This is a genomic window from Mesorhizobium sp. M7A.F.Ca.MR.148.00.0.0, from assembly GCF_003997735.1.
GTDB lineage: Bacteria > Pseudomonadota > Alphaproteobacteria > Rhizobiales > Rhizobiaceae > Mesorhizobium.
In genome coordinates this window covers 12,945-26,722 of the sequence record NZ_RZTB01000033.1, presented here as the reverse complement: position 1 = coordinate 26,722, position 13,778 = coordinate 12,945, and the positions used below count along the sequence as shown (strand labels likewise).

Below are 13,778 nucleotides of genomic sequence, written 5' to 3'. Positions count from 1 at the left end.
AGCATCAGCTATCGAAGAAGACCGTTTCCTTCTCCCCCTGGAGATGGACGTCGAAGACATACATATCGCCTTGGCGCTCGGCGATCAGCGTCGGCACGCGAAGGCGGTGCTCGACCCGCGCAAGGATCGGATCTTCAGCATTGGCCTTTTCCTCATCGGAAAAATACAGTCTTGTGTGCAGGCCGAGATTGATGCCGCGGGCGACGATCCAGAGCGTGATATGCGGCGCCATCAGGCGACCATCGTTGAACGGGACGCGGCCAGGCTTGATCGTCTCGAACGCACACAGGCCGGTGTCCATGTCGGTCGGGCAACGGCCCCAGCCGAAAAAGTTGGGATCGGCCGTGCCGCGCGGTTCTGCCGGCGAATTGTAGAGCCCGTCGGCATCCGCCTGCCAGATCTCGATCAGCGCATCCTTGAGCGGCGTGCCGGTGCCGTCGAGCACCCGGATGCGCAGGCCGATGCGCTCGCCCCTGGTCTTGTCGTTGACCATGGTCGCGCCGAGGTCGGTCCGGTAGACGCCGCCGATGCCACCGAAATTGGGCGTCAGCCCGATATGAACGTACGGTCCGGCGGTCTGCGAGGGGCTCTCCCTGAGCCGGTCGAGCGACTGGGCCATCAATTGCCCTCCAGCCTGTTTTCGAACCGCGACGCGCGGCGCCCGCGCAGAACGATGTCGAACTTGTAGGCGCGCGCGTCGAAGGGGATCGTCGCTTGCATGTCGAGCGTTGCGATCAGCGTCTCAATGGCCGCCTTGTCGGGGATGCCGCGCACGATCGGGCAGTGCCAGATCAGCGGATCGCCCTCGAAATACATCTGCGTGATCAGCCGCTGCGCAAAGCCGTGACCAAAGACAGAGAAATGGATGTGCGAAGGCCGCCAGTCGTTCGGCCCGTTCGGCCAGGGATAGGGACCGGGCTTGACGGTACGAAACGCATAGAAGCCATCCTCGCCTGTAATAGTTCGGCCACAACCGCCAAAATTCGGATCGAGTGGCGCCAGATAGCCATCCCTCTTATGGCGATAGCGGCCACCGGCATTGGCCTGCCAGAACTCAAGCAGCGCGCCGGGTACGCCAACGCCGCGTTCGTCGAGCACCCGCCCATAGACGAGGATGCGCTCACCGAGCGCGCTCTCGCCGGGTCTGGCGAAATTGTGGATCAGGTCGGCGTCGAGTTCGCCGAGCATGGCGTGACCGAAGACCGGGCCTGCAATCTCCGATAGCGTGTTGTCGAACGACAGCGGCGCCTTTTGCGGTGAGCGCAGCACCGAGGTTTTATAGTTCGGCGTCAGAGCCGGCGGATGCCATGTCCGGTCGCGCTGGAAGAAGGCGCCGGTCTCGGGCCTCCGGGTCGAGCCGGACTCAGCGGGCATTCTGGCTCCCGTCCATTTCCGAAAACACCTCCTTGGCGATCTTGAAGGCACGGTTGGCGGCCGGCACGCCGGCATAGATGGCGACATGCAGGAACGCCTCGCAGATGTCGTCGCGCGACGCACCGGTGTTGGCGGTGGCGCGCACATGCATGGCGATCTCCTCATCATGGCCGAGTGCGGCCAGCAGCGCCAGCGTGACGATCGAACGCTCACGCTTGGTGAAGCCCGGCCGCGCCCACACGGTTCCCCAGGCAGCCTCGGTGATCAGCTCCTGGAAAGGCTGGTCGAAATCGGTGGCGGCAATTTCGGCCCGGTCGACATGCCGGTCGCCGAGTACCGAGCGCCGCACCGCGAGCCCCTTGCGATATCTGGCTGCGTCGCCGGGGACTTCATCCATGAGTTTCTGCTCCAGGGGCAAGCGACGCGATAAAACTGCGGATCAGGGCGACCAGCGCTTCGGGTTGTTCGACGCAAGGAATGTGTCCGGCGTCGCGGATGATCTCGAAGCGCGCGGCGGGGATCAGCTCGGCCAGCGAGCGGACGAGATCGGGCGGCGTCGAGCCATCCTGGTCGCCCGCGACACAGAGTGTCGGCACCGCGATGCGGCGTGCGGCATCGGTGAAATCGGCATCGCGAACGGCAACGCAGGTCCCGATGTAACCGGCGAGCGCTTGCCTGGTCATCATGTTCCTATAGCCGTCGAGCTCGGCTGGACGCGCCGCGTGGAAGGCGGGGGTGAACCACATTTTGAGCACGCCATCGGCAATCGCCTGGAGGCCCTTGCTTTCGACCGTTGCGATGCGTGTGTTCCAGCTGTCCATCGTGCCGATCTTGTGCGCCGTGTCGCAAAGGATCAGGCCTTCGACGATTTCAGGTCGCCTGGCATAGAGCCCCTGCGCGATCATGCCGCCGACCGACAGGCCGCACAGCACGACTTTGCTCAATTCGAAATGATCGATGAGGCCCGAGAGATCATCGACATGATCGTCGATCGACCTGATGTCGCCGATGTCGGACAGCCCGTGACCGCGCTTGTCATAGACCAGCAGCGGCATTTCACCATCAAGCGCCGAGACAATTTCGTCCCAGATCCGGAAGTCGGTGCCCAGTGAATTGATGAATGTGATAGGGCGCGCATTGCCGCTCGCCTTGATGTGGCGATGGTGCAGCGTGATGCCGCCGATGGTGAGGAATGGCACGGTTTCGGTCCTCCGCCCCCACATTGCACAAGGCGTTTGGTTCGGTAAAATGATATTTTGCGTCGTTTCATTAACTCATGGGTTATTAATTCATGTCCGAGAGCCGGATCCGGTTCCGCCATTTGCAGGCATTCCTGGAGGTCGCGCGGCAGGGAAGCGTGGCACGAGCGGCTGACTTGCTGCATGTCAGCCCGCCGGCAGTGACCAAGACATTGCGCGAGCTGGAAGGGGCGCTGGGGGTTGCGGTGGTCGAGCGCGACGGCCGTGGCATCCGACTGACGCGCATTGGCGAGATCTTTCTTCGCCATGCCGGAACGGCGATCACGGCACTCAAGCAAGGCGTCGATTCCGTCCGCCAGGACGGAGCGGTCAGCCGGCACCCGATCCGCATCGGTGCGCTGCCGACAGTGTCGGCGCGGGTGATACCGCTCGCCATGGGCCTGTTCCTCGAGGAGGACACAGGTGCGGCGATCAAGATCGTCACCGGCGAGAACGCCGTGCTGCTCGAACAGTTGCGCACCGGAGCGCTCGATCTCGTCGTCGGAAGGCTGGCGGCGCCGGAAAACATGACCGGCTTCTTCTTCGAGCACCTCTATTCTGAACCGGTGCTGTTCGTGGTGCGAGCCGGACATCCGCTGCTTGATCCGGGACAGGATGTGTTCGCACGGCTCGACGAATTCCCGATGCTGATGCCGACGCGGGAATCGGTCATCCGCCCCTTCGTCGACCGCCTGTTCATCACCAACGGCATGACGGCGCCGGCAACCGAGATCGAAACCGTTTCAGACTCCTTCGGCCGCGCCTTCCTGCGGCAGAGCAATGCCGTCTGGATCATTTCGGCTGGCGTCGTTGCCAACGAACTCGGCAGTGGCGCCTTCGTCGCCTTGCCGGTCAACACCGAGGAAACCAAGGGACCGGTCGGCCTGACCATGCGGACCGACACCGCGCCCTCGCCGGCCTTTTCCATCCTGCTGCAGACCATCCGCGAAGCGGCAAGGCAAAGCGGCTGATGCGTCAGGCTGTGCGGGATCGTCATCGGCAGAAGGCAGTCGGGTCGAGGTCGAAGACCCGTCCCGGATTGAGGATGTTTCTCGGGTCAAGCGCTGCGTTCAGCCGCCGCATCGTGGCGATCTCGGCGTCGCTGCGGACCAGATGCAGCCACTTCTTCTTGTCGAGGCCGATGCCATGTTCGGCCGAAACGCCGCCTGCCGGGCAAACGCTCGTCCACGCAAAGCGACGTCGTCCGTGTCCGTCGGCAATGTAAAACAGGACAATCGTCCTGTATCGATCACGATGGATCGTGATCGATACCGGAGAGTTGTCTTACTGAAGCTTGGCTTGCAGCGCGTTGACATCGTCGGTGGTCATTTCACCGTCCGTTGCCACCTTGCCGTCGACGATCTTCCACAGGCGGAACGGGCCGGTGATGTCGCCATATTTGTCGAAGGCGACAGGGCCGATGACACCTTCATAGCGGATCGGCTTGCCGTCCTTGATCAGGCCGAGCGCCTTGGCGAACTCTTCCTTGCCGGCAAAGATCGGCGTGCCGGCCGGATCGACGGCCTTGTACATCGCATCCTTGATCTTGGCCGGGTCCTCAGAACCGGCAATGGCGATGGCCAGACCAACAATCGCGCCGGCGTCATAGGAGCGGTCGGCCGCCGGATTGGTCGGTTCGATGCCGGAGAATTCCTTGTAGTTCTTGGTGAAATACTCCGTCGAGGCCGTCGGGCTGGTGCCGGAGGACGTGCCGTAGGCTTCCTTCAGATAGTCGGCGCCGACGGACTCGATGAAATCAGGGCTGTTCATGCCGTCATTGAGCAGGAATTTCTGCACGCCGCCCTGCGAGATCCAGGTACGGGCGACCGTAGCGCCGTCGACCGGCGTGCTGACGAGGTAAAGACCGTCCGGTTCGCCGGCCATTGCCGCCGTGACTTCCGAGGCATAGCTCGACTGCTTCTCATTGTAGGGCGTGTCGGAGACGATGGTGCCGCCGAGCGCTTTGTAGGCACGTGAGAATTCGGCCACCATGTTGACGCCGAAATCGTTGTTGACATGGATGATCGACAGCTTCTTGAAACCCTTGTCGACGGCGTATTTGGCGGCGGCGACGCCCTGCAGCGCATCCGAGGTGATGGTGCGGAAGAAGATGCCGTTGGTCTTGCCGTCGCGGCCGAGCGCGGTCAGCGTCGGCGAGGACGAAGCCGGCGAGACCTGGACGATCTTGGCTGGTGCGGTGACCGAAGTCAGGATCGGGATCGACACCGAGGAGATGATGCCGCCGATGATGACCGGCACCTTCTTGACCTGGACCAGCTGGGTGGCTGCGTCGACCGCTATGTTGCCCTGGCTCTGGCTGTCGCGCGTGTCGGTGACGAGATCGCAGCCGCGCACACCGCCGGCTCCGTTGATGTCGCGGAAGGCCATCTCGACCGACTTGGCGCCGGCCTGGCCGTATTCGCCGGCCGGGCCGGTCAGCTCCATGACGAGGCCGACGGTGATCTTGCAATCGGCGGCTTGCGCAGCACCCGCCATCGTGACGAGGGCGAGCGCGGTGGTGAGTTGGAGTATCGTCTTTGTCATTGTTGTTCCCCTTTCGTTACTCGACTGTATTTGAATTCTGGAGCCTGTTCAGCGTTCCGGCACCTGCAGCCAGGTCTCATGCAGATGTCGCCATTCAACGCCGTTGGGCGCCGATGAACTGGTGGTGAAGACGGCACTGGACTGGCGACGGCTGTGCTTGCCTGCGCGCAGCTGCGCTTCGACATAGAGGACGACGATGGTATCGGCGTCCTGCCAGCCGGGCCGGATGTCCTCGATCGAAATGGCAAAACCTTCATCGCAAGAGGCGCGGCTTGAGCGGACATGATCGACGACCGCTTCGCGATCGAGAATCTGCCCGTCCGGCGCCACCATGCTGAGGTCTTCGCCCATGGCGCGTTCGAAGCGGCCGAAGTCCACCGTGTTTGCGCGCGCGGCGACGAACCAGTCGACGAAGAAGCGATGCAGGTCAATGACCTCAGCGCTGGCGCGTGAAAACAGGGAGGGCTCGCCGCTCATTTCTTCCCCGCATTGAGGTTGTAGTGCATGATCGAGCCGTGGCGGCCATGGCGGTCGCGCTCCAGCGTATAGACGTCGCCCTCAAGGCCGGTGCCTTGTGCGATGACGGCGGCAATCCGCACCCGGTCCTCGGCGTCGAGCGCAACGTCCATGATCTTTGCATTGGCCAGCGCATGCGCCTGGTTGCGGGCGCCGACGATGACGGCCGCCACTTGCGGCTGCTCCAGCACCCAGGCGCTGGCGATGGTGGCGATGTCAACGCCGTGGCGATCGCCAACGGCCTTCAGCGCCTGAAGCAGGTGCTGGAAAAGGCCCCAGCCGCCGAAATCGTCGATGATCAGCTTGTATTTCACCAGCGAGCGGTTTTCGAGCGGCGTGGCCGGTTCGGCCACGCCGAGCCATTTGTCGCTGAGAAAGCCGCCGGCCACCGAGCCATAGCAGAGGAAGCTGACGCCGTGTTTGGCGGCGAGGTTCGCCAAGCTGTTGCCAGGCCGCTGGTCGAGCACCGAATATTGCAGCTGTTGACTGACCAGCGGTATGCCGGCGGCAAGGATTTCAGCCAGGCGCGGCGTGTCGAAATTGGTGGTGCCGAGATTGCGCACCTTGCCTTCAAGCCGAAGCTCGTCGAGCCAGCCCATCGCATCCACATAGCGAGGCTGGTCATAATCCCACCAGTGGAACTGCACGAGATCGAGCCGCTCGGTCTTCAGCCGCCGCAATGACTGGTCGACGATGCTCCTGATGTAGTCGCGGCTGATGCTGGCCAGCCGTTCGAGGTCGGGCACCAGCTTGGTGTGCACCTTCATCCGGGCGGCAACGTCGAGGCCGCGCTCGCTGGCCAGCCGCAGGCGCGCGGCACCGATCAGCTCCTCGACGCCGGTGTAGATGTCGGCGCAGTCATAGGTCCAGATGCCGGCATCGAACGTGACGATCAGATCGGCCACCGCCTGGCTGCGGTCGATGGCGCCGTGGCCGCCGGCCAGCTGCCAGCCGCCGCGAATGACGCGCGAGATGGTGTAGCCGGGGCCGAGTTCGAAGGTCTTGGCACTCATCTCAGGTCATCCTCCTTCGGCAGCGGCACCGCCGTGGTCTCGGCGTGGCTGAACCGCCGCTTGGCCATCCTGACGATCCTCAGCCGGCTGGCGCAATTGGGATCGGGACAAGCGATCTCCGCGTCCGAGGTCATCCAGTCGTTCGGGTGGGTTGGGCGCTGCTTGGCCGCCAGCAGAGGCAAGACGGCGGCGAGCGAATAGATCGAAAAACCCTGCCCTGCCGGCATCGACAGCATCTCGCCCTTAAGTTCGAAATAGTCGCCTTCCTTGGCGCCGCAATAGATCGGCTTGCCCTCCGGGATGACCGCCTCGACGCGAAGATCGAACAGCTCGAAACTGTCGTCGGCCATTCAGGCCTCCATCAGGCTGAAGGTAACATCGCAGGCGCCGTTGCTGCGGATGACACCGCAAGCGGCGGCGAACCGGTCACGCTCTTCGACGCGCACTTGCGCCACCACGCTGCCGGCCAACCAGCCGATCGGGAACAAGAGCCGCGCGCCCTGCCCGTAGTAGAGGCCGATGTCGAAGATCGCATTGGGATTGCCGCCCCACATGCGTGGCGGCACGTAGGAAAGCACGATGTCGCCCGGCTGCGGCGTCAGCGTCGCGTTCTCGGCCGGCAACGGTTTCGCATAGGCCTGGCCCTCGAGATCTGCCGCGGGAACCGGACAGGAGATTTCCGGCCCCGTCCACATCGCATGGATGCCAGGGACGACACGTGGCGTGCCGAGATAGGCCGAGAGGAAGGCAGCGTTTTCCGGTGCCTTCTCGGGCAGCAGCAGCGCCGTGACGGAAAGCTGCGAGCGCGGCTCGGTGATCCTGATGGCGGTCATGTCTGGTCTTTCGCGGCGGCGGCCTGCAGCTTGCTGCGCAGGAAGGTGAAGGGGCGGCTGATGTCGGCGACAAGCGATTCGCGCGCCGCCTGCGCATCCTGCGTGGACAGCGCCATGACGATGCGGCGGTGATACTGGGCGGTGTCGACTTCGCCGGCCTCCGAGAAGGCATAGATAGCGACGCGGATGCAGGGCCCCGATTGCAGCCACAGGCTCTCGATCATCGGGATCAGCACGGCCGAGCCGCAGGAGCGGTAGATCTCGAAATGAAAGCTCTGATTGAGCGTCACTTCGCGATCGACGTCCTTCTTGTGTTTCAGCGCCCGCATCTCGTCCCATTCGCCGAGAATGGTTTCGATGGTGGCGATCTGGCGCGGACCCATGCGGGCGGCGGCCAGCGCGATCGCTTCGCCCTCGATCAGGATGCGGGCACGCAAGAGATCATCCAGCCGTTCCAATGTGATCGGCGGCACACGCACCGAACGGTTGGGCAGCGCCTCCAGCGCTTTTTCCGTGATCAGCCTGCCGAGCGCCTCGCGCACCGGCATGGTCGAGGTGACCAAGGCGTCAGCTAGGCCACGGATGGTCAGCACCTGACTCGGCTCGAACAGGCCGCCGATCAGGGCGCGGCGCAATTCCGAGTAGACGCGGTCCTGCACAGTTTCGCGGCCGACTGGCGCAAGCTGGGCCGCGATCGCCTCGTTGTTCTTTTCGATGGCAGCCTTTTGCATGGAATTCCGTTCTTGGCCGGTTTTCGGCTTGCGGATGAAATTAAAGCCGAATAGCGTGATCAAAGCAAGTGTGATCACAAATCAAAATCAGGAGACGGCAACGATCGTCTTCGGCCAGAGGGTTTGATGAGCGAGGCAACCAAACGGCAAGGGGAAACCCGCGCGCCGGTTCTGACGGCAAGGAATGTCGTCAGGCGGTTCGGCGGCCTTGTCGCGGTCAACGATGTCTCGTTTGACGTCAAAGCGGGAGAAATCCTCGGCTTGATCGGCCCCAATGGTGCCGGCAAGACGACGATGTTCGACCTGCTCGCCGGCAGCATCCTGCCGACCAGCGGCGAGATCCTACTCGACGGCACGCCTGTCTCGGGCGAAGCCGCGCATCTGCGCATCGGTCATGGCCTTGGCCGAACTTTTCAGATCCCGCGCCCGCTGCCCAATCTGACGCTGATCGAAAACATTATGCTGGCCGCACAGGGCCAGGCCGGCGAAAAGCTGCTCGCCAATTTCATCACGCCATGGCGCGTCGCCGCGCAGGAAAGAGCCGCCAGGACAAAGGCGCTCGAACTGCTGGAACTGGTCACCCTCACCCATCTCGCGCATGAGCCGGCGCGGGTGCTTTCCGGCGGCCAGCGCAAGCTGCTCGAACTCGCCCGCGTCATGATGGCCGACCCGGCGATCATACTGCTCGACGAACCGGCGGCCGGCGTCAACGCGACGCTGCTGGAGGTCATCATCGACCGCATCCGGGACATCAACGCGCGTGGCATCACCTTCCTGCTGATCGAGCACAATATCGATATGGTGACGCGGCTTTGCCATCGCGTCCTCGTCATGGCGAGCGGCCAGCTGCTCAGCGAAGGCACGGCCGAAGAAGTCGCTCGCGACCCACGTGTCATCGAGGCCTATCTCGGAGGCGCGGCATGAGCGAGATCGTCCTCGATGTCCGCGACCTCGAAGCCGGTTACGAGCCCGGCGTGCCTATCGTGCGCGGCGCCTCGATCACTGTCAAAAAAGGCGAGATCGTCGTCGTGCTGGGCCCCAACGGCGCCGGCAAGTCGAGCTTCATCAAGGCCATCGCCGGCCTCGTCCCGATCACCGGTGGCACGGTGTTTCTGGACGGCAAGGACATTACCGCTGCGCCTGCCCACACCATGGTGCGGCTTGGACTGGCCTTCGTGCCGCAGACCGAAAACATCTTCCCGCTGATGTCGGTCGAGGACAATCTCAGGGTCGCCTGCGGCGTCCTCGAGCGGCGCGAAATCCCTGCCCGCATCGAGGAGATGTATGCCGCCTTCCCAGACCTCGTCCGCCAGCGCCGCACCGCCGCCGGCAATTTGTCGGGCGGACAGCGGCAGATGCTCGCTGTCGCACGGGCGCTGATCGTCCACCCCAGAGTGCTGGTGCTGGACGAGCCGTCGGCCGGCCTGTCGCCGAAATTCGTCTCGATGGTGTTCGAGATGCTGGCCGGCATCCGCAAGTCCGGCGTCACCATCCTTTTGGTCGAGCAGAATGCCAAGGCGGCGCTCGCCATCGGCGACCGCGCCTATGTCCTGGTCGAAGGCAAGGACCGGCACGAGGGCATCGCCTCCGAATTGTGGAACGATCCGGTGGTCGCCGAACTCTATCTCGGCCAGCGCCCATCTAAGGCAGGGAAAGGAGGTGAGGCATGAGCCTGCAATTTGTCGTCGACGGATTGCTGACGGGTTCGATGATCGGCCTCGGCGCCATCGGCGTGACGCTTACCTATTCGATCCTGCGCTTCTCGAACTTCGCCCATGGCGACTTCATGGCATGGGGCACCTATGCGACGCTGGCCGTCGTCAGCGCCATCGCTGCGACAGTAGGCAAGGTGGCGCCGATCGCACCGCTGTCCTTCGGCTGGCCGCTCATTGTTGCGCTCGTTATCGGCATGGCCTTCACCGCGCTCTTGGCGCTGCTGCTCGACAAGGTGCTGTTTTCGCGGCTTCGCTCGCAAGGCCAGGCGATCATCGTGGTGATGGCGAGCTTCGGCGCCTCGATGGCGCTGAGAAGCCTGCTCGAATTCACCTTCACCTCGCGGCCGACCTATTTCAGCCGCGCGATCCAGATCGCCATGCCGGTCGGCTTCGGCATCCGCATCACACCCGACCAGATCGCGCTTTTGCTGCTGACCGCGGTGCTGGTGCTCGGCGTGCATCTGTTGATAACGCGCACGCAGACCGGCCGCTCGATGCAGGCCTTGAGCCAGAACGCGGCACTGGCCCGCATCGTCGGCATCGATGTCGCCAGCGTGGTGCGCGTCACCTGGGTCATCGGCGGCGCTCTCGCCTGCGTGGCCGGCGTGATGATCGGCATTCTGGTGCAGATCCGCCCGTTCATGGGCTTCGACATGCTGCTGCCGATGTTCGCCGCCGCCATTCTCGGCGGCATCGGCAGCATTCCCGGTGCGGTGCTCGGCGGCCTGATCATCGGGCTCGCCGAGGCTGGTGCGGTGCAGTTGATCGGCGCCGAGTGGCGCGCCGCCGTTTCCTTCATCATCCTGATGGCGGTGCTGTTCGTGCGGCCGATCGGCCTGTTTGGTGTGAGGGAACGCTGATGGACCTGCTCGGCTACGGCGCCTTCTTCCTGACCACAGCGCTGATCTTCTCGCTGGTCACGCTAGGGCTCAATTTGCAGTGGGGCCTGACCGGGCTGTTCAATGTCGGCCTCGCCGGCTTCGTCGCCATCGGCGCCTACACATCGGCGCTGCTGACCACACCGGACGATGCCGCGCGGCTGGGCGGCTTCGGCCTGCCGATCCTTGTCGGCTGGGCGGGCGCCATGGTCGTCGGCGGCATCGCTGCAGCGCTTACCGGCATGGCAACGCTGCGGCTGAAATCCGACTATCTGGCGATCACCACCTTCGGCGTCGCCGTCGTCGTGCAACTGGTCGCGCTCAACGCGCAGAAACTGACCGGCGGCCCGTTCGGCATCGGTTTTATTCCGCGCCCCTTCGGCAGCCTTGCCGAGACGCCGCTGCTGTTCAACCTGTCCAACCTTGGCGTGGTCTCGGTCGTCACGCTGATCGCCTATCTCGCCTTGGAACATTTGTCGCGCAGCCCGTGGGGGCGGGTCTTGAAGGCGTTGCGCGAGGATGAGCGGGCGGCGATCTCGCTTGGCAAGAGCGCGCGTTTCTACCGCGTCCAGGCCTTTGCCGTCGGCGGCGCCATCATGGCGCTGGCCGGCGCGCTGCAGGCGCATTTCACCGGCTTCATCGCGCCGGACAATTATCTGCCGATCCTGACCTTCCAGGTCTGGGTGATGCTGATCGTCGGCGGTTCCGGCAGCAATCTCGGCGCCGTCATCGGCAGCATCCTGGTGTGGGCGATATGGGCCGGATCGGGCATGCTGACCAGCATCCTCTTCCCGCCGGAACAGCAGGCTCGCGCCGCCGCGCTGCAGATCGCCGCCATCGGCGTCATGCTCTGCGTCATCCTGTTGATCCGGCCGAACGGACTACTCGGCGACAGGCCGCGGCGGTCCTGGTTAGGTAAGCGGGCGAAGGTGGCGACGGCCAAGAGCATTTCGCCGTCATGAATGCCACGGTTCGGCGGGAAACGCATGGCGCTTCGCTGTGGCATGCCGTCAGCCGCAACCGCCGCGAGCGGCCGGCACTGCAGAGCGGGCTCGCTGTCGACCTGGCCATCGTCGGCGGTGGCTTTTCCGGTCTTTCCACCGCGCTGCACGCGGCGGGGAAAGGCCTTTCCGTCGCCGTTCTCGAAGCCGAATTCATCGCCTGGGGTGCGACCGGCAGGAATGCGGGCTTTGTCGTGCCGAACTTCGCCAAAATGGATCCAGTCGACATACTGGCCCATCTCGGACCGTCGCGCGGCGAAAGGCTGATCGATTTCGCCGCCGGCAGCGCCGACCTGGTCTTCCGCCTGATCCGGCAGCACGGCATCGACTGCGACGCCGTGCAGAACGGATGGATCCAGCCTGCGCATTCGCCTACCGCCTTCGAGAAGGTCAAGTCACGTGCCGGGCAATGGGCACAGCTTGGCCGGCCGGCAGTCACATTGGACCGGCAGGAAATCGAGACCCTGACGGGCGTACCAGGCTATGTCGGCGGCTGGATGGATCGTTCCGGCGGCGTGCTCAATCCGGTCGCCTATGCGCGCGGGCTTGCCGACGCTGCGGAGAAATCCGGCGCGAAGATCTTCGAGCAGACGCGCGTCACCTCGGTTGATCGCATACCCGATGGCTGGATGCTGAAAACCCCATCTGGCTCAGTACGCGCCGGCAAGGTGCTGATCGCCACCAACGCCTATGGCTGGTCCCTCAATCCGTCATTGCAGCGAACCTATTTCCCGCTGGCGGTCTTCCAGATCGCGACAGCGCCATTGCCTCGTGAAGTACGCAGCCGGTTGCTTCCCGGCGGGCAAGGTGTCGGTGACACCAGACGCAATCTGTTCACCTTCCGCTTCGACGCCGAAAACCGGCTGATCAGCGGCGGCATGAACATCCTTGGCGCTGGTGCTGATACGCGCGTACCACAGACGATCTGGCGAAGGCTTGGGCGACATCTCGACCTGCCCGACCTGCCGCGACTCGCCTATAGCTGGTCGGGAATGGCCGCGGTCGAACCGGATTTCCTGCCGCACCTGATCGACCTCGGCCCAGGCCTGATCGCCGGACGCGCCTGCAACGGCCGCGGCATCGCCATGACCACGGCGATGGGCAAGGTGCTGGCGGACTGGGCCTCTGGAACCGAGGCCCGCGACCTGCCGCTGCCCTTTGCGCCGCCGGCGCCGATCCCGTTCCATGCCTTGCTGCGGCACGCGCCCAACATGTTGCTCGGCTGGAGCATGCTGCGCGACCGGCTGGACGGGACGAGCTAGCCCGACGGCTACCTGGCAGCGTCAAGGTTTGCCGACAGCACGGCGGCCGCCACGGCGATGTCCTCTTCTATGAAAATCCGCACGGTGGGACCACTGCGCTGCTCCAGTGCGGCGACGATCTTGCGATGCGCGTCGTTGGAGTGCGGGATGTAGCGATCGGCCTGCATCAGCAGCTTGAGATAAGGCCCAACCCGCCCCCAGAGGTCGCGGATCATGTTCAAAAGGATCGGCGCGCCGGCATGCTGGTAGATGGCGAAGTGGAACGCCTCGTTCAACGAGAGATAGGCCCTGGCGTCGCCGGCCTCGATGGCACGCTGCATGCCGGCGAGCGTCGCCTGTATGTCAGCCAGCCCGCTTTCGCTCATCCTGGTCGCCGCCATCTCGCCCGCCAGTCCCTCGACGGCGATACGGATGCGCGTCAGTTCCTCGAAGGCAGGCGCGGACAGCAACGGCACGATGACCGAGCGGTTGTTCTGCATCTCGAGCAGTCGCTCGGCGACAAGCCGCTGCAGCGCCTCGCGGATTGGCGTGGTCGAGATGCCGAACGTCTCGGCGAGCTTGCGGATAACCAGCGTCTGCCCCGGGCTGAAGCCGCCTGAAATCAACTCCTGCTTGAGCGCGCCATAGGCGCGGTCATTCAGGGTTTGATGTTCGAGCTTCAGCATGCGCGGCG

Annotated in this window: 17 protein-coding genes and 1 pseudogene; 6 read left to right on the top strand and 12 right to left on the bottom strand. The window is 64.1% G+C overall.

Annotated elements, in window-relative coordinates:
- Positions 1-4: 4 nt before the first annotated feature.
- From pcaG to pcaD, 4 genes are read right to left on the bottom strand one after another with little or no spacing between them, the layout of a single operon-like run.
- Complete coding sequence (gene pcaG / locus EOB49_RS15270) at positions 5-619, bottom strand: protocatechuate 3,4-dioxygenase subunit alpha (RefSeq protein ID WP_127381446.1); 615 nt, start codon at positions 617-619, stop codon at positions 5-7.
- Positions 619-1,374 carry a protocatechuate 3,4-dioxygenase subunit beta gene (gene pcaH, locus EOB49_RS15265; RefSeq protein ID WP_127318461.1) on the bottom strand — a complete coding sequence of 252 codons (756 nt, stop codon included), beginning with the start codon at positions 1,372-1,374 and terminating at the stop codon, positions 619-621. Before pcaH ends, pcaG begins: the two co-directional genes overlap by 1 nt.
- Positions 1,364-1,771, bottom strand: coding sequence for a 4-carboxymuconolactone decarboxylase (gene pcaC / locus EOB49_RS15260; protein WP_127318459.1), 408 nt, complete (start codon positions 1,769-1,771; stop codon positions 1,364-1,366). Before pcaC ends, pcaH begins: the two co-directional genes overlap by 11 nt.
- Positions 1,764-2,573 carry a 3-oxoadipate enol-lactonase gene (gene pcaD / locus EOB49_RS15255; RefSeq protein WP_127381445.1) on the bottom strand — a complete coding sequence of 270 codons (810 nt, stop codon included), beginning with the start codon at positions 2,571-2,573 and terminating at the stop codon, positions 1,764-1,766. Before pcaD ends, pcaC begins: the two co-directional genes overlap by 8 nt.
- Positions 2,574-2,665: 92 nt before the next feature.
- Between pcaD and pcaQ the strand changes: the two genes are divergently transcribed.
- On the top strand, positions 2,666-3,583 hold the full coding sequence (gene pcaQ / locus EOB49_RS15250) for a pca operon transcription factor PcaQ (RefSeq protein ID WP_127266585.1): 918 nt from the start codon (positions 2,666-2,668) through the stop codon (positions 3,581-3,583).
- 22 nt (positions 3,584-3,605) lie between these two features.
- Here pcaQ and EOB49_RS15245 read toward each other — a convergent pair.
- The 7 genes and pseudogenes from EOB49_RS15245 to EOB49_RS15215 all read right to left on the bottom strand — a co-directional run.
- Positions 3,606-3,779: pseudogene (locus EOB49_RS15245) on the bottom strand (FAD-linked oxidase C-terminal domain-containing protein); the annotation flags it as partial.
- A gap of 117 nt (positions 3,780-3,896) precedes the next feature.
- The gene (locus EOB49_RS15240; protein ID WP_127327037.1) at positions 3,897-5,156 is read right to left on the bottom strand and encodes an ABC transporter substrate-binding protein; all 1,260 of its coding nucleotides are present in this window, start codon (positions 5,154-5,156) and stop codon (positions 3,897-3,899) included.
- A gap of 48 nt (positions 5,157-5,204) precedes the next feature.
- Positions 5,205-5,633 carry a DUF4440 domain-containing protein gene (locus EOB49_RS15235; RefSeq protein WP_127381444.1) on the bottom strand — a complete coding sequence of 143 codons (429 nt, stop codon included), beginning with the start codon at positions 5,631-5,633 and terminating at the stop codon, positions 5,205-5,207.
- Complete coding sequence (locus EOB49_RS15230) at positions 5,630-6,685, bottom strand: aldo/keto reductase (protein WP_127381443.1); 1,056 nt, start codon at positions 6,683-6,685, stop codon at positions 5,630-5,632. Before EOB49_RS15230 ends, EOB49_RS15235 begins: the two co-directional genes overlap by 4 nt.
- Complete coding sequence (locus EOB49_RS15225; RefSeq protein ID WP_127270671.1) at positions 6,682-7,035, bottom strand: TIGR04076 family protein; 354 nt, start codon at positions 7,033-7,035, stop codon at positions 6,682-6,684. Before EOB49_RS15225 ends, EOB49_RS15230 begins: the two co-directional genes overlap by 4 nt.
- A complete protein-coding gene (locus EOB49_RS15220) occupies positions 7,036-7,518 on the bottom strand; it encodes a DUF3830 family protein (protein WP_127381442.1) in 483 nt (160 codons plus the stop codon).
- Positions 7,515-8,249: a GntR family transcriptional regulator gene (locus tag EOB49_RS15215; RefSeq protein ID WP_127270675.1), complete on the bottom strand. Its 735-nt coding sequence runs from the start codon at positions 8,247-8,249 to the stop codon at positions 7,515-7,517. Before EOB49_RS15215 ends, EOB49_RS15220 begins: the two co-directional genes overlap by 4 nt.
- A 126-nt stretch (positions 8,250-8,375) precedes the next feature.
- Between EOB49_RS15215 and EOB49_RS15210 the strand changes: the two genes are divergently transcribed.
- Genes EOB49_RS15210 through EOB49_RS15190 form a run of 5 tightly spaced genes read left to right on the top strand, consistent with a single transcriptional unit; the run spans position 8,376 to position 13,105 of the window.
- Positions 8,376-9,173, top strand: coding sequence for an ABC transporter ATP-binding protein (locus EOB49_RS15210; protein WP_127381441.1), 798 nt, complete (start codon positions 8,376-8,378; stop codon positions 9,171-9,173).
- The gene (locus tag EOB49_RS15205; protein ID WP_127381440.1) at positions 9,170-9,919 is read left to right on the top strand and encodes an ABC transporter ATP-binding protein; all 750 of its coding nucleotides are present in this window, start codon (positions 9,170-9,172) and stop codon (positions 9,917-9,919) included. The genes EOB49_RS15210 and EOB49_RS15205 overlap by 4 nt, the downstream gene beginning before the upstream one ends.
- Positions 9,916-10,824: a branched-chain amino acid ABC transporter permease gene (locus tag EOB49_RS15200; protein ID WP_127381439.1), complete on the top strand. Its 909-nt coding sequence runs from the start codon at positions 9,916-9,918 to the stop codon at positions 10,822-10,824. The genes EOB49_RS15205 and EOB49_RS15200 overlap by 4 nt, the downstream gene beginning before the upstream one ends.
- The gene (locus EOB49_RS15195; RefSeq protein ID WP_127381438.1) at positions 10,824-11,804 is read left to right on the top strand and encodes a branched-chain amino acid ABC transporter permease; all 981 of its coding nucleotides are present in this window, start codon (positions 10,824-10,826) and stop codon (positions 11,802-11,804) included. Before EOB49_RS15200 ends, EOB49_RS15195 begins: the two co-directional genes overlap by 1 nt.
- Positions 11,801-13,105 carry an FAD-dependent oxidoreductase gene (locus EOB49_RS15190; RefSeq protein WP_127381437.1) on the top strand — a complete coding sequence of 435 codons (1,305 nt, stop codon included), beginning with the start codon at positions 11,801-11,803 and terminating at the stop codon, positions 13,103-13,105. The genes EOB49_RS15195 and EOB49_RS15190 overlap by 4 nt, the downstream gene beginning before the upstream one ends.
- 8 nt (positions 13,106-13,113) lie before the next feature.
- On the opposite strand, the gene EOB49_RS15185 is transcribed toward EOB49_RS15190, so the two are convergent.
- The gene (locus EOB49_RS15185) at positions 13,114-13,770 is read right to left on the bottom strand and encodes a GntR family transcriptional regulator (protein WP_127381436.1); all 657 of its coding nucleotides are present in this window, start codon (positions 13,768-13,770) and stop codon (positions 13,114-13,116) included.
- Positions 13,771-13,778 lie beyond the last annotated feature (8 nt).

Excerpts from the sequence above, each read along its gene's own strand:
- EOB49_RS15185 (WP_127381436.1), bottom strand. The coding sequence starts at position 13,770 with ATGCTGAAGCTCGAACATCAAACCCTGAATGACCGCGCCTATGGCGCG.
- EOB49_RS15235 (WP_127381444.1), bottom strand. The coding sequence starts at position 5,633 with ATGAGCGGCGAGCCCTCCCTGTTTTCACGCGCCAGCGCTGAGGTCATT.
- EOB49_RS15200 (WP_127381439.1), top strand. The coding sequence starts at position 9,916 with ATGAGCCTGCAATTTGTCGTCGACGGATTGCTGACGGGTTCGATGATC.
- EOB49_RS15230 (WP_127381443.1), bottom strand. The coding sequence starts at position 6,685 with ATGAGTGCCAAGACCTTCGAACTCGGCCCCGGCTACACCATCTCGCGC.
- pcaG (WP_127381446.1), bottom strand. The coding sequence starts at position 619 with ATGGCCCAGTCGCTCGACCGGCTCAGGGAGAGCCCCTCGCAGACCGCC.
- EOB49_RS15205 (WP_127381440.1), top strand. The coding sequence starts at position 9,170 with ATGAGCGAGATCGTCCTCGATGTCCGCGACCTCGAAGCCGGTTACGAG.
- EOB49_RS15195 (WP_127381438.1), top strand. The coding sequence starts at position 10,824 with ATGGACCTGCTCGGCTACGGCGCCTTCTTCCTGACCACAGCGCTGATC.
- EOB49_RS15225 (WP_127270671.1), bottom strand. The coding sequence starts at position 7,035 with ATGGCCGACGACAGTTTCGAGCTGTTCGATCTTCGCGTCGAGGCGGTC.
- EOB49_RS15215 (WP_127270675.1), bottom strand. The coding sequence starts at position 8,249 with ATGCAAAAGGCTGCCATCGAAAAGAACAACGAGGCGATCGCGGCCCAG.
- EOB49_RS15210 (WP_127381441.1), top strand. The coding sequence starts at position 8,376 with ATGAGCGAGGCAACCAAACGGCAAGGGGAAACCCGCGCGCCGGTTCTG.
- EOB49_RS15220 (WP_127381442.1), bottom strand. The coding sequence starts at position 7,518 with ATGACCGCCATCAGGATCACCGAGCCGCGCTCGCAGCTTTCCGTCACG.
- EOB49_RS15190 (WP_127381437.1), top strand. The coding sequence starts at position 11,801 with ATGAATGCCACGGTTCGGCGGGAAACGCATGGCGCTTCGCTGTGGCAT.
- pcaQ (WP_127266585.1), top strand. The coding sequence starts at position 2,666 with ATGTCCGAGAGCCGGATCCGGTTCCGCCATTTGCAGGCATTCCTGGAG.
- pcaC (WP_127318459.1), bottom strand. The coding sequence starts at position 1,771 with ATGGATGAAGTCCCCGGCGACGCAGCCAGATATCGCAAGGGGCTCGCG.
- pcaH (WP_127318461.1), bottom strand. The coding sequence starts at position 1,374 with ATGCCCGCTGAGTCCGGCTCGACCCGGAGGCCCGAGACCGGCGCCTTC.
- EOB49_RS15240 (WP_127327037.1), bottom strand. The coding sequence starts at position 5,156 with ATGACAAAGACGATACTCCAACTCACCACCGCGCTCGCCCTCGTCACG.